This is a genomic window from Pseudomonas sp. Tof1 (assembly GCF_055390395.1).
The window spans coordinates 1,395,309-1,407,582 of the sequence record NZ_AP024344.1 but is presented as its reverse complement, the minus strand read 5'-3'; the positions used below and the strand labels follow the sequence as shown (position 1 = coordinate 1,407,582).

Sequence of the window (12,274 nt, the reverse complement as noted above, 5' to 3'; positions counted from 1 at the left end):
GGGCGGCCAAACGCCCTTTCGAGCACGGAGTTTACCCAATAAACGTAGCGCCGCTAGCCGGCCAGACCCATGTTTGTCGGGCCCTGGCGGATGAAAGGTTGGTGAAAGGTTCGCTCGTTACAGTCTTTTCACGGACAGTTGCGCCCAGCGCTGCCAGCAGCGCATGGCTGTCCGAAAAATGGCAATGCCGAGAAAAACGCCACGATGCGTTTTCATCAAGAACAAGAACAAAAACGGAGTCCGACACGATGCTGCCTCTACAGCTTCAGGCTTTCACGCCTGCCCGTTCTTTTGGTTCCCCTCCTCCCGATCGACCTCTCGCCACACGCTGACGACTGCGCGCGCCCGCTCGCACGCCACGCTATTGCCCCGTGGAAACCGTACGCCCATAACAACAACTCCCCTGGAGAGAACAATGGACCTGTCGCTACGTAAACTCGCCCTCGCCGCCAGCCTCGCCCTGCTGGCCGGCCAGACCTTCGCCGCCGAACCCAAGCGCCCGGAATGCATCGCCCCGGCCTCCCCTGGTGGTGGCTTCGACCTGACCTGCAAGCTGGCGCAAAGCGCCCTGGTCAACGAGAAAGTGCTGAGCAAGCCGATGCGCGTCACCTACATGCCCGGCGGAGTGGGTGCCGTCGCCTACAACGCCGTGGTCGCCCAGCGTCCGGCCGATGCCGGTACCCTGGTAGCCTGGTCCAGCGGCTCGCTGCTGAACCTGGCCCAGGGCAAGTTCGGCCGCTTCGATGAAAGCGCGGTGCGCTGGCTGGCCGCCGTCGGCACCAGCTACGGCGCCATCGCGGTGAAAAGCGACTCGCCTTACAAGAGCCTCGACGACCTGGTCAAGGCCCTGAAGAAAGACCCCGGCAGCGTGGTGATCGGCTCCGGCGGCACCGTCGGCAGCCAGGACTGGATGCAGACCGCCCTGATCGCCAAGGCCGCCGGCATCAACCCGCGCGACCTGCGCTACGTGGCCCTCGAGGGCGGCGGCGAAATCGCCACGGCCCTGCTCGGCGGACATATCCAGGTCGGCAGCACCGACATCTCCGACTCCATGCCACACATCCTCAGCGGCGACATGCGCCTGCTCGCGGTGTTCTCCGAACAGCGCCTGGACGAGCCGGAAATGAAGAATATCCCCACCGCCCGCGAGCAGGGCTACGACATCGTCTGGCCGGTAGTGCGCGGCTTCTACCTCGGGCCGAAGGTCAGCGATGAAGACTACGCCTGGTGGAAAGAGTCGTTCGACAAGCTGCTGGCCTCCGACGAGTTCGCCAAGCTGCGCGACCAGCGCGAACTCTTCCCCTTCGCCATGACCGGCCCGGAGCTGGACACCTACGTGAAGAAGCAGGTCGCCCAGTACAAGGTGCTGGCCAAGGAATTCGGCCTGATCCAGTGACCACCGCCCTCTAGTCGCAGCCACGTACCCCGTGCGACGGGGGCGTGGCCCAGGAGTCGCTCATGCTCTTGCAACGTCTCTTCGCCTTCGCGCTGCTGCTGGCCTGTGCCGGCCTGGCGCTGATGGCCTGGCCTTACCAGGCCGCCTTTTCCTACGAACCGGTGGGGCCGCGCGCCTACCCGCTGCTGATGCTCGGCCTGATGGGCCTGGCCCTGCTGTACATGCTGTTTCGCCCGGCCCCACTCAAGCACAGCGAGGACGAGCCGCCGCTGGATCGCGAAACTCTGACCAAGATCGCCCTCTGCGTCGGCCTGCTGCTGGTGTTCGCCGGCACCTTCGAACCGCTGGGCTTCATTCTCAGCAGCATCCTCGTCGGCATCCCGATGGCGCGCCTGTACGGCGGCCGCTGGCTGCCCAGCGCGGTGATCATCAGCCTGATGAGCATTGGCCTCTACCTGCTGTTCGACAAGGCCATGGATGTACCGCTGCCCCTTGGACTGCTCGACGTTCTGGAGAACTGACATGGATACTTTCAGCTACCTGGGCCAGGGCTTCGGCGTCGCGCTCAGCCCCTACAACCTGGTCACCGCCCTCAGTGGCACCCTGATCGGCACCATCGTCGGCCTGCTGCCCGGCCTCGGCCCGATCAACGGCGTCGCCCTGCTGATCCCGATCGCCTTCGCCCTCGGCCTGCCACCGGAGTCGGCGCTGATCCTGCTGGCGGCGGTCTACCTGGGCTGCGAGTACGGCGGGCGGATCAGCTCGATCCTGCTCAACATTCCCGGCGAAGCCTCCACGGTGATGACCACCCTCGACGGCTATCCGATGGCCCGCCAGGGCCTGGCGGGCGTTGCCCTGTCGCTGTCGGCCTGGAGTTCGTTCATCGGCGCCTTCATCGCCACCTGCGGCATGGTGCTGTTCGCCCCGCTGCTGGCGAAATGGGCGATCGCCTTCGGTCCGGCGGAGTACTTCGTACTGATGGTGTTCGCCATCGTGTGCCTCGGTGGCATGGCTGGCGATCGTCCGCTCAAGACCTTCATCGCGGCGCTGATCGGGCTGTTCCTGTCGAGTGTCGGGATCGACGCCAATAGCGGCGTCTACCGTTTCACCGGCGATAACGTCCACCTGACCGACGGCATCCAGTTCGTCGTCCTGGTGCTGGGCCTGTTCTCCATCAGCGAGATCCTCCTGCTGCTGGAGAAAACCCACCACGGCCAGGAAGCGGTGAAAGCTACCGGCCGGATGATGTTCAACCTCAAGGAAGCGGCCTCGGTGTTCGTGGTCAACATCCGCTGCGGCCTGCTGGGTTTCATCATGGGCGTACTGCCCGGCGCCGGGGCGACCCTGGCCAGTGCCGTGTCCTACATGGCCGAAAAGCGCCTGGCCGGCAGCAGCGGCAAGTTCGGCCAGGGCGACAAGCGTGGCCTGGCCGCGCCGGAAACCGCCATCGGCGCCTCGGCCTGCGGCGCCCTGGTGCCGATGCTGACCCTCGGCGTACCCGGTTCGGGCACCACCGCGGTGATGATCGGCGCCTTGACGCTGTACAATATCACCCCCGGCCCGCTGCTGTTCGAACAGCAGCCGGATATCGTCTGGGGCCTGATCGCTTCGCTGTTCATCGCCAACGTCATGCTGGTGATCCTCAACATCCCGATGATCCGTATCTTCACCCGCATCCTCGCGGTGCCGAACTGGGCACTGGTGCCGGTGATCGCGATCATTACCGCGATCGGCGTCTACGCGGTGCACGCCACCACCTTCGACCTGTTCCTGATGATCGGCATCGGCATCTTCGGCTACATCCTGCGCAAGCTCGATTTCCCACTGTCGCCGGTGCTGCTGGGCTTCATCCTCGGTGGGCTGATGGAGTCGAACCTGCGCCGGGCGCTGTCGATCTCCAACGGTGCATTGGAGATTCTCTGGGCCAGCCCGATCAGCATCGGGGTCTGGGTGCTGACCGTGATCATGCTGGCGATGCCGCTGCTGCGCATCTGGCGCAAGCGCTCCACCCAGCGCCGTGACCTGGCCAATGCCTGATCGAGCTTTTCGTCACTGGTGGGGAACCCCGCTGGTCGGCCTGGCTGGCGGCTACCTCGCCAGCCAGGTCGGCTGGCCACTGCCCTGGATGGTCGGCTCGCTGCTGGCGATCATTCTGGTGCGCTGCCTGACGCCCTGGCAGCTCAAGGAGATTCCCGGTGGACGCAAGACCGGCCAGTGGGTGGTGGGCATCGGTATCGGCCTGCATTTCACGCCGCAGGTGATGGAACAGGTAATGGCGCATTTCGGCCTGATCCTGTTCGGCGCGCTGGTCACCAGCCTGTCCAGCGTGCTCGGGGTGTGGCTGCTACGGCGCACCGGTGAGGACCGCGCCACGGCGTTCTTCTCCAGTATGCCGGGCGGCTCCGGGGAGATGGTCAACCTCGGCGCGCGCAACGGCGCGGTACTCAGCCGGGTCGCCGCCGGCCAGAGCCTGCGGGTGCTGGTGGTGGTGCTGTGTGTGCCGGCGGCGTTCAAGTATCTGCTGGGTGAAGGTGTGCCGATTCAAGGTTCCAGTGTCGTCGATTGGCACTGGCTGGCCGTGCTGTTTCCCCTCGGCGCCCTGCTCGCCTGGCTCTGGCAGCGACTGCGCCAACCCAATCCATGGTTGTTCGGCCCCTTGCTGGTGAGCGCAACGGTGAGCATCGCCTGGGACCTGCACATCGGCCTGCCCAACGGCGCCAGCCAGATCGGCCAGTGGCTGATCGGCAGCGGCCTGGGTTGTCATTTCAATCGTGAGTTCTTCCGCCGGGCACCATCATTCATGGGCCGCACCCTGGTCGGCACGGCGTTGACCATGCTGATCGCCAGCCTGTCGGCCTGGGCCCTGAGCGCGCTGAGCCATCTCGACCTGCGCTCGCTGACCCTGGGCATGATGCCCGGTGGCATCGCCGAGATGAGCCTCACCGCCGAGACCCTGCAACTGTCGGTCCCGCTGGTGACCGCCATGCAGGTGATGCGATTGCTGTTCGTGCTGTTCATGGCCGAGCCGTTGTTCCGCCACTGGAACAGACCCGCCTGAAGTCGCCGCGCCCCAGGAGCGCGGTACCCAGGTTACAGCGGTGGCAAGGCCCACTGGATCGGCGTCAGGCCGTTCTGTTCGAGGAACTTGTTGGTCCGGCTGAAGTGCCCGCAACCGAGGAAGCCGCGATAGGCCGACAGCGGCGACGGATGCACCGACTTCAGCACCAGGTGCTTGGTCGAGTCGATCAGCTTCTGCTTGCTCTGGGCATGGGAACCCCACAGCAGGAACACCAGCTTGTCCTGGCGCTCGCTGACCACCTCGATGATCCTATCGGTAAAGAACTGCCAGCCGCGGTTGGCATGGGACGCCGCATTGCCCCGCTCCACGGTCATGGTGGTGTTGAGCAGCAACACGCCCTGCTCGGCCCAACTCTGCAGGTAGCCGTGATTGGGGATGTCGATGTTCAGGTCGCGCTGCAATTCCTTGTAGATGTTCACCAGCGACGGCGGCGTCGGCACGCCCGGCTGCACCGAAAAGCACAGACCATGGGCCTGGCCGGGGCCGTGATAGGGGTCCTGGCCGAGGATGACCACCTTGACCTGGTCCAGCGGCGTGGTGTTCAGCGCGTTGAAGATCAGCGGACCTGGCGGATAGATCTGCTTGCCGGCGGCATGCTCCTGGCGCAGGAACTCGCGCAACTCGGCCATGTAGGGCTTGTCGAATTCTTCGCGCAGCGCCTGCTTCCAGCTGGGTTCGAGTTTGATACGGTCGTCGTCGGTCATGGCGGGGTCCGGAAATCACAATGGGGCGGACACTAGGGATGCCTACCACGCTTGTCAATTGATCCGACGCATTACCGGCAGTTTCCCACACAAGGATCATACTGAGGATTCAACCCGCAGTCAGAGGTCGCGATGAACCTGCTTTTCGAAGAACTCATCGGCAGCAATGGCGCCCGGATCGGTATCGCCAGCCTGAATGCCGAACACAGCCTCAACGCCCTGTCCCTGCCGATGATCAACGGTCTGCATGAACGGCTCGATGCCTGGTCCAGGGATCCTCATGTGGCCTGTGTCCTGTTGCGCGGCAATGGCGCCAAGGCCTTCTGCGCCGGCGGTGAAGTGCGCAGCCTGGCCGAGGCCTGCCGTGCCCGGCCCGGGGAAGTGCCGGCCTTGGCGGCGGATTTTTTCGCCGCGGAATATCGTCTCGATCATGCCCTGCACACCTACCCCAAGCCGCTGATCTGCTGGGGCCACGGCTATGTGCTGGGCGGCGGGATGGGCCTGCTGCAAGGCGCCAGCATCCGGATCGTCACCCCCGGCAGCCAACTGGCGATGCCGGAAATCGGCATCGGCCTGTATCCGGACGTCGGTGGCAGTTGGTTTCTCTCCCGCCTGCCGGGCAAGCTGGGGCTGTTCCTCGGCCTGACCGGCGCCCGGATGAATGCCCGCGATGCGATCGACCTTGGCCTGGCCGACCGCATCCTGCGTGACGACCAGCAGGACGAACTGATCGACGGCCTGCTGCAGCTCAACTGGCAGGAACATGCCGCGCTGCAGCTCAACAGCCTGCTCAAGGCCCTGGAACACCAGGCCCGCGAACGGCATCCCCCAGCGCAGTGGTTGCCACGCCGGGAACGGATCGATGCGCTGCTGGATGTCGCCGATGTGAGTTGTGCCTGGAAGGTGCTGGCCCAGCACACCGAGGACAGCGACAGCCTGCTGGCGCAGGCGGCGAAGAACCTCAGGGACGGCTGCCCGCTGACCGCCCATCTGGTCTGGGAACAGATCGCCCGGGCGCGCCACCTGTCGCTGGCCGAGGTGTTCCAGATGGAGTACACCCTGAGCCTGAATTGCTGCCGCCACCCGGAATTCGGCGAAGGCGTGCGCGCCCGGCTGATCGACAAGGACCAACAGCCCCGCTGGCACTGGCCGAACGTGGCGAACGTGCCGCGGGCAGTGGTCGAGGCGCATTTCCACAAGGCCTGGGAAGGGCGGCACCCATTGGCGGACTTGTCGGGCTACTGAAGCGCTGGTGCCCAGGGCTGTCTTGCAAGGCCTCCTTCGCGGATGAATCCGACTCTGGCGCCCATGAGTCTCATGGGCGACACAAAACCTGTGGGAGCCGGATTCATCCGCGAACAGCACCCGCTCCAGCTGGCGGCCTAGTGCCCGCGCCCGCCATGGCCGCGTCCACCGTGATCATGGTCGCCACGCCCGCCGCCATGGTCGCCCCAGCCCTGGTAAGGGTATCCCCAGCCGCGGTTCGGATAAGGCCGCGGCGACGGGACGTAGTAACGCGGTGCCGAGTAGTAGCGTGGCTGTGGCGCGTAATAGCGAGGTTGCGGGGCATAGTAATAGTCCCGACGGTAGTAGGAACCGCCACCGTAGTAGACCGGCGCGGGTGACGTATAGACATCGGAACGGTAGTAGCTCGCGCCGTCCTCGTAGTAAGGCACACACGCAGAAAGGGTCAAAGCCAGGCTTGCCGTGAGAAGAAGTCGAAGATGCATGGCGGCCTCCCGGACCGCGAAGAAGCCGGGCCAGCGACGCTGGTCGGCATACGCCGACAGGAACGCCGACGCATACTTCTAAGACCGTGAAACCCTGATGAAGTGCCGTTTGGCAATATTTGGAAACACGCTTCCAGGACGGGTGGCAACGGCTCAAGCAGCCGCTACACAGACAGCACCGTCCTGAACTGCCCCCTCAAGGACGCGCGTTGATCTGCTGCTGCAGATTCTGGATCTGGCTCTGCAGGGTATTAATGTTGCGGGTGACCTGTCCTCGGAAGGCGTCGAACTCCGCCGTACTCGCGCCCTGGCCACCCGCCGCCTGGCGATTGTCCTGCTCGCTCTTGAGCACGATCATGTCCTGCTCCAGGCGCTCCAGGGCTGCACTCGGATTGCCCTGCTTCTTCAGCGCGGCGATATCCGCCGCATGGCTCTTGAGTTCGGCATCGTACTTGCCGCTGTCGGGCTGGGCCGCCTTCAGCGCCGCCAGGTCGCTCGCCAGGCTCTTGAGCTGAGCCTGCAATTGAGCGTTGGCCGTCTGCAGGTCCGCGGTCTGTGCGTTCATTTTCTGCAGACGCTGATCCAGTCCGGTCTGCTGGCCGGCAACCCCTTGCTGCTGGCGATCCTGCTCCTGCAACTTGCCCTCGAGCTGCCGGACCTGCAGTTTCAACGCCTCGGTATCGCTGTTGGCACTCGACTCGCTGGAAGCCACCTTGCCGGAGATCGCCTGCAGGCGCCCCGCCGCTTCCTCGCTGATCCGCGCAAAGCTCTCCTGGGTGGCCACCAGTTGCTGCTCCATCAGCGAGATCTGCTGGAAGCTCCACCAGGCCAGCCCGGCGAAGGCGAAGAACAGCGCCCCCACCAGCGCCCACAAGGGACCTGTGCTCGCCGCCCTGACCTTGACCACCGGCGTGCTGCGCGAAGCCACCCGGGTGCGCTCACGGGCGGCGGGGCTGAGCGGAAACTCGTCGTCATCCTCCACATCGGCCCGCAGGCTCGGTACATCATCGAAATCGTCGTTGGCATCGTTACGCATGAAAGAACCTTTCCGAACCAGGTTGATGGCGAAATGCCCGAGTATAAACCCGTTGTCCGCCGCTCTGATCGACTCCGAACCGGGCGTTCGGTTCAGCATTGGTTATCGAATGTTTCAGCGGACAGTCGATTCCTGGGCCTGCCACCAGTGGCAGAACTCATCCAGCGCCGCCCACAGGCTGACCTTGGGCTCGTAGCCCAGATAATGCCGTGCGCGGCTGATGTCCAGGGTGAAATCCTTGTTCATCACCTGCATTCCCAGTCGCGACAAGGTCGGCTCCGGGCGCCCGGGCCATAGCGCGCAGGCCGCCTCATTGAGCGCCGCGACGCTGTAGGCCAGGCCGTAGGAACGGTAGCGTGTCACCTGCGGCACCTGCATCTGGCGCATCACGTAGTTGACCACGTCCCACAACGGCACCGGCGTACCGTTGCTGATGTTGTAGACCTTGCCCAGCGCCGAGCCGCTGACCTGCAGGCAACTCAGCAGCGCGTCGTTGAGGTTCTGCATGCTGGTGAAGTCGACCTTGTTCAAGCCATTGCCGACGATCGCCAGACGGCCCTTGCGCTGCATCTTCAACAACCGCGGGAAGATACTCATGTCGCCGGCACCAGTGACGAAGCGCGGCCGCAGGGCGAGCACCTCCAGGCCGAACTCCTGGGCGCCGAAGACCTTCTGTTCAGCCAGGAACTTGGTTGCCGCGTAGGGATGCCGGAAGCGCCCGGGCACCTGTTCCTCGGTCAACCCCAGGTGCGAGCGGCCATCGAAATACACCGACGGCGAGGACAGGTGGACCAGGCGCCGCACCTGCTCCTTCAGGCACGCCTCGACGACATTCTCGGTGACCAGCACATTGCCCTGGTGAAAAGCCTGATAACGCCCCCACAGGCCGACCGCACCGGCGCAATGCACCACCGCCTCGACCTCACGGCACAGCTCGCGGACCAACTGCGGATCGCTCAGATCGCCCTGGACGAACTCGGCTCCGCGACGCACCAGATGCTCGACACCTTCGGCCCGGCGGCCATTGACCCGCACCGTATAGCCCTGCTCCAGGGCACAGCGCGCAAAGCGCCCGCCAATGAAGCCGCTCGCGCCGGTGACCAGAATTTTCATGTCGTCTCCAAATACCTTGATTCGTGTTGCCTGCTACTTAAACGCTGCCGATCACGCCAGAGGCACCAACCATTGCCCGGCCGAGCGTGCCAGATGCTCGGTGAGGCGGCCAAGCAACTGGCCCCCGTTGCGCCAATGATGCCAGTACAGCGGCACATCGACCGGTCTATCGGGTATCAACTCCACCAGTCGCCCCCGCGCCAACTGCTCCTGCGCCTGCAACTCGGGCACCAGCCCCCAGCCCAGCCCAGCTTCACTCATGCGCAGAAAGCCTTCGGCCGAAGGGCATAGATGGTGCTCGAAGCCGCCCTCCACACCCAGCGCGGCGAGGTAGCGATGTTGCAGCAGATCGTCCGGGCCGAACACCAGCGCCGGCGCCCGCGTCAGCGAATGGACATCGACACCCTCGGGAAAATGCCGGGCCATGAACGCCGGCGTGACCAGCGCCCGGTAGCGCATGGCGCCGAGCGGCAGGCTGCGGGCACCGGCGACCGGACGTTCGCTGGCACAGACGCAGGCCGCCACCTCGCCGGCGCGCATGCGCTTGAGACCGACGGTCTGGTCTTCCACCACCAGGTCCAGCAGCAGGTGGTTGGCGACGCAGAAATCCCCAATCGCCTGGGCCCACCAGGTCGCCAGGCTGTCGGCATTCAGCGCGATACGCAGGCGCTCCGGCTGGCCTTCCTCATCCAGCGCCGGCACCTGCCCCTGCAGATCGCGTTCGAGCAGGCGCACCTGCTGCACATGGTTGAGCAGGCGCCGGCCGATCTCGGTCGGGCTGGGCGGCGTGGCCCGCACCAGCACCGGCTGGCCAACCCGCGCCTCGAGCAGCTTGATCCGCTGGGAAACCGCCGACTGCGACAGCCCCAGCACCTGCGCCGCGCGATCGAAACCGGCCTGCTCGACCACGGCGGCCAGGGCGGAAAGCAGTTTGTAGTCGAACATCAGTTTTCCTAATGAGCGATCACCAATATTGGTTTTTCTTATACAGGATCGCGCTGGAAAATACCCGCCAGCACTCTTCGAATACAAGGATACCGGCATGGCTGGCGAAACCTCCCTGGCAACCCTGCTGCGCAGCATGAGCCCACAACTGAACGACGGCGACTACGTGTTCTGCTCCATCGCCAACAGCAGCCTGCTGCAGGGCCGCGAAGCGCTCGGCAGCTTTCGCGAACGCGAAGGCCTGACAGTGATCCTCAAGCGTGAGGACGCCGAGGCGCTGGGCCTGCTTTTCGACTACTGCGCCGCCTGGATCACCCTGAACGTGCATTCGGCGCTGCAGGCCGTCGGCCTCACCGCCGCTTTCGCCGGCGCCCTGGGCAAGGCCGGAATCAGCTGCAACGTGATCGCCGGCTACTACCACGACCACCTGTTCGTCGGTCGCGATGACGCCGGGCGCGCCATGGCGGTACTGCACGATCTGACCCGCACAGGAGCCTGAACAGCATGTGGCAGAGTTATGTCAACGGCCTGCTGGTCGCCGCCGGGCTGATCATGGCGATCGGCACCCAGAACGCCTTTGTCCTGGCGCAGAGCCTGCGCCGCGAACACCATCTACCGGTTGCCGCGCTGTGCGTCGCCTGCGACGCGATCCTGGTGGCAGCCGGCGTGTTCGGCCTGGCCACCGTGCTGGCCCATAACCCGACGCTGCTGGCCGTCGCCCGCTGGGGCGGGGCCGCGTTCCTGATCTGGTACGGCAGTCAGGCACTGCGCCGCGCCTGCTCGCGGCAGAGCCTTCAGCAGGGCGAGGGCCAGACCGTACGCTCGTTGCGCGCCGTCCTGCTCAGCGCACTGGCGGTGACCCTGCTCAACCCGCACGTCTACCTCGACACGGTGCTGCTGATCGGCTCCCTCGGTGCCCAGCAGAGCGAACCCGGAGCCTACGTCGTCGGTGCCGCCAGCGCCTCGCTGCTGTGGTTCTTCACCCTGGCACTGGGGGCCGCATGGCTGGCTCCCTGGCTGGCCAGGCCGGCGACCTGGCGCGTCCTCGACCTGCTGGTGGCGGCGATGATGTTCGGCGTGGCGGCGCAACTGATTGCGGCCGGGTGAGGGGACAAAAGGCTCTGGAACCTTTATCCCACACAGTTGTTGCGTGGTTAAGCCGCTACCCCGGTGCTATGATCGGAAACCTGCGCCGCAAGGGGTACAAACTCCACGGCGCATTGTCGGGCCGCCCGTGATCGGCCTTGCGCTCCCCGCAACTGACCTGATTAGGAGAATAACCATGGCTTTCGAATTGCCGCCGCTGCCCTACGCACACGATGCCCTGCAGCCGCACATCTCCAAGGAAACCCTGGAGTTCCACCACGACAAGCACCACAACACCTATGTCGTGAACCTGAACAACCTGGTGCCAGGCACCGAGTTCGAAGGCAAGACTCTGGAAGAAATCGTCAAGACTTCGTCGGGTGGCATCTTCAACAACGCCGCTCAAGTCTGGAACCACACTTTCTACTGGAACTGCCTGGCGCCAAACGCCGGCGGCCAGCCTACCGGTGCCCTGGCCGAGGCGATCAACGCCGCCTTCGGTTCGTTCGACAAGTTCAAGGAAGAGTTCACCAAGACTTCCGTCGGCACCTTCGGTTCCGGCTGGGGCTGGCTGGTGAAGAAGGCTGACGGCTCCCTGGCCCTGGCCAGCACCATCGGCGCCGGCAACCCGCTGACCAGCGGCGACACCCCGCTGCTGACCTGCGACGTCTGGGAACACGCCTACTACATCGACTACCGCAACGTGCGTCCAAAGTATGTCGAGGCGTTCTGGAACCTGGTGAACTGGAAATTCGTCGCCGAGCAGTTCGAAGGCAAGACCTTCACCGCTTGAGACTGAAGCCCGCCTTCAGAAAAAACCCGGCCCTGCCGGGTTTTTTTATGCCTGGACAGAACTGGCTGCCGGACCGGCGGGCGACCTTGGGGAGGATTGCGCGGGCCAGTCCGGCGCCTGCAGGTCATGGGCCTGCGCAGGGAGCGGGCCTGCCGACCAAAGGCCCTCGCCCTCTCCCTTATCGCTGAAACGAATGAGCCGGGGCCCGCCAAGTCAGCTAAATTGAAGGAGGTACCCTCAAGTTAGGCCACTCCCCTACCGACACAGTACCTGATGAACCGAAGGGACGGAAACCGCGTTCGGGTCGAGCAAACGTACCGATCATCCCCAGTCGCATTGTCCCTTTGACTGCCGGAGCCGGATTGCCAATACTCATGGCAACTTGATGCTAC

13 protein-coding genes are annotated in these 12,274 nt (G+C 64.8%); 8 read left to right on the top strand and 5 right to left on the bottom strand.

The genetic code is table 11. The features are described from left to right. Window positions 1–415: 415 nt before the first annotated feature. The 4 genes from ACZ5KU_RS06370 (at window position 416) to ACZ5KU_RS06355 (ending at window position 4,454) form a co-directional block, all read left to right on the top strand. Complete coding sequence (locus tag ACZ5KU_RS06370) at window positions 416–1,396, top strand: Bug family tripartite tricarboxylate transporter substrate binding protein (protein WP_054061055.1); 981 nt, start codon at window positions 416–418, stop codon at window positions 1,394–1,396. Window positions 1,397–1,458: 62 nt separating this feature from the next. Further along, window positions 1,459–1,917: a tripartite tricarboxylate transporter TctB family protein gene (locus ACZ5KU_RS06365; RefSeq protein ID WP_054061056.1), complete on the top strand. Its 459-nt coding sequence runs from the start codon at window positions 1,459–1,461 to the stop codon at window positions 1,915–1,917. A gap of 1 nt (window position 1,918) precedes the next feature. After that, a complete protein-coding gene (locus ACZ5KU_RS06360; RefSeq protein ID WP_054061057.1) occupies window positions 1,919–3,433 on the top strand; it encodes a tripartite tricarboxylate transporter permease in 1,515 nt (504 codons plus the stop codon). Next, window positions 3,426–4,454 (top strand): AbrB family transcriptional regulator, encoded by a 1,029-nt coding sequence (locus ACZ5KU_RS06355; protein WP_054061820.1) that lies wholly within the window; start codon window positions 3,426–3,428, stop codon window positions 4,452–4,454. The genes ACZ5KU_RS06360 and ACZ5KU_RS06355 overlap by 8 nt, the downstream gene beginning before the upstream one ends. A gap of 32 nt (window positions 4,455–4,486) precedes the next feature. On the opposite strand, the gene ung is transcribed toward ACZ5KU_RS06355, so the two are convergent. After that, entirely contained in the window at window positions 4,487–5,179 is a 693-nt protein-coding gene (gene ung, locus ACZ5KU_RS06350; RefSeq protein WP_054061059.1) for a uracil-DNA glycosylase, read from the bottom strand. Window positions 5,180–5,311: 132 nt separating this feature from the next. Between ung and ACZ5KU_RS06345 the strand changes: the two genes are divergently transcribed. Continuing rightward, entirely contained in the window at window positions 5,312–6,424 is a 1,113-nt protein-coding gene (locus ACZ5KU_RS06345) for an enoyl-CoA hydratase/isomerase family protein (RefSeq protein ID WP_054061060.1), read from the top strand. Between the two features lie 137 nt (window positions 6,425–6,561). On the opposite strand, the gene ACZ5KU_RS06340 is transcribed toward ACZ5KU_RS06345, so the two are convergent. From ACZ5KU_RS06340 to ACZ5KU_RS06325, 4 genes are all read right to left on the bottom strand, one after another. Further along, on the bottom strand, window positions 6,562–6,909 hold the full coding sequence (locus ACZ5KU_RS06340) for a hypothetical protein (protein WP_081006096.1): 348 nt from the start codon (window positions 6,907–6,909) through the stop codon (window positions 6,562–6,564). 196 nt (window positions 6,910–7,105) lie between these two features. Further along, window positions 7,106–7,945: an ATPase gene (locus ACZ5KU_RS06335; RefSeq protein WP_054061946.1), complete on the bottom strand. Its 840-nt coding sequence runs from the start codon at window positions 7,943–7,945 to the stop codon at window positions 7,106–7,108. A 114-nt stretch (window positions 7,946–8,059) separates the two neighbouring features. Then, window positions 8,060–9,058: an NAD-dependent epimerase/dehydratase family protein gene (locus tag ACZ5KU_RS06330; protein ID WP_464736926.1), complete on the bottom strand. Its 999-nt coding sequence runs from the start codon at window positions 9,056–9,058 to the stop codon at window positions 8,060–8,062. Window positions 9,059–9,109: 51 nt separating this feature from the next. Further along, a complete protein-coding gene (locus tag ACZ5KU_RS06325) occupies window positions 9,110–10,003 on the bottom strand; it encodes a LysR family transcriptional regulator ArgP (protein WP_054061823.1) in 894 nt (297 codons plus the stop codon). A gap of 97 nt (window positions 10,004–10,100) precedes the next feature. On the opposite strand from ACZ5KU_RS06325, the gene ACZ5KU_RS06320 reads away from it, so the two are divergent. The 3 genes from ACZ5KU_RS06320 to ACZ5KU_RS06310 all read left to right on the top strand — a co-directional run bounded on the left by ACZ5KU_RS06320 (window position 10,101) and on the right by ACZ5KU_RS06310 (window position 11,882). Then, entirely contained in the window at window positions 10,101–10,502 is a 402-nt protein-coding gene (locus ACZ5KU_RS06320; protein ID WP_054056377.1) for an ACT domain-containing protein, read from the top strand. A 5-nt stretch (window positions 10,503–10,507) separates the two neighbouring features. Continuing rightward, the gene (locus tag ACZ5KU_RS06315; RefSeq protein ID WP_054056378.1) at window positions 10,508–11,110 is read left to right on the top strand and encodes a LysE/ArgO family amino acid transporter; all 603 of its coding nucleotides are present in this window, start codon (window positions 10,508–10,510) and stop codon (window positions 11,108–11,110) included. A 175-nt stretch (window positions 11,111–11,285) separates the two neighbouring features. After that, window positions 11,286–11,882, top strand: a complete 597-nt coding sequence (locus ACZ5KU_RS06310; RefSeq protein WP_010452821.1) for a superoxide dismutase — start codon at window positions 11,286–11,288, stop codon at window positions 11,880–11,882. The last annotated feature ends 392 nt before the right edge of the window (window positions 11,883–12,274 follow it).

What these genes read in the sequence shown, in the direction of transcription:
- ACZ5KU_RS06335 (WP_054061946.1), bottom strand. Translation starts at nt 7,945, where the DNA reads ATGCGTAACGATGCCAACGACGATTTCGATGATGTACCGAGCCTGCGG.
- ACZ5KU_RS06365 (WP_054061056.1), top strand. Translation starts at nt 1,459, where the DNA reads ATGCTCTTGCAACGTCTCTTCGCCTTCGCGCTGCTGCTGGCCTGTGCC.
- ACZ5KU_RS06320 (WP_054056377.1), top strand. Translation starts at nt 10,101, where the DNA reads ATGGCTGGCGAAACCTCCCTGGCAACCCTGCTGCGCAGCATGAGCCCA.
- ACZ5KU_RS06355 (WP_054061820.1), top strand. Translation starts at nt 3,426, where the DNA reads ATGCCTGATCGAGCTTTTCGTCACTGGTGGGGAACCCCGCTGGTCGGC.
- ung (WP_054061059.1), bottom strand. Translation starts at nt 5,179, where the DNA reads ATGACCGACGACGACCGTATCAAACTCGAACCCAGCTGGAAGCAGGCG.
- ACZ5KU_RS06360 (WP_054061057.1), top strand. Translation starts at nt 1,919, where the DNA reads ATGGATACTTTCAGCTACCTGGGCCAGGGCTTCGGCGTCGCGCTCAGC.
- ACZ5KU_RS06325 (WP_054061823.1), bottom strand. Translation starts at nt 10,003, where the DNA reads ATGTTCGACTACAAACTGCTTTCCGCCCTGGCCGCCGTGGTCGAGCAG.
- ACZ5KU_RS06310 (WP_010452821.1), top strand. Translation starts at nt 11,286, where the DNA reads ATGGCTTTCGAATTGCCGCCGCTGCCCTACGCACACGATGCCCTGCAG.
- ACZ5KU_RS06370 (WP_054061055.1), top strand. Translation starts at nt 416, where the DNA reads ATGGACCTGTCGCTACGTAAACTCGCCCTCGCCGCCAGCCTCGCCCTG.
- ACZ5KU_RS06315 (WP_054056378.1), top strand. Translation starts at nt 10,508, where the DNA reads ATGTGGCAGAGTTATGTCAACGGCCTGCTGGTCGCCGCCGGGCTGATC.
- ACZ5KU_RS06345 (WP_054061060.1), top strand. Translation starts at nt 5,312, where the DNA reads ATGAACCTGCTTTTCGAAGAACTCATCGGCAGCAATGGCGCCCGGATC.
- ACZ5KU_RS06330 (WP_464736926.1), bottom strand. Translation starts at nt 9,058, where the DNA reads ATGAAAATTCTGGTCACCGGCGCGAGCGGCTTCATTGGCGGGCGCTTT.
- ACZ5KU_RS06340 (WP_081006096.1), bottom strand. Translation starts at nt 6,909, where the DNA reads ATGCATCTTCGACTTCTTCTCACGGCAAGCCTGGCTTTGACCCTTTCT.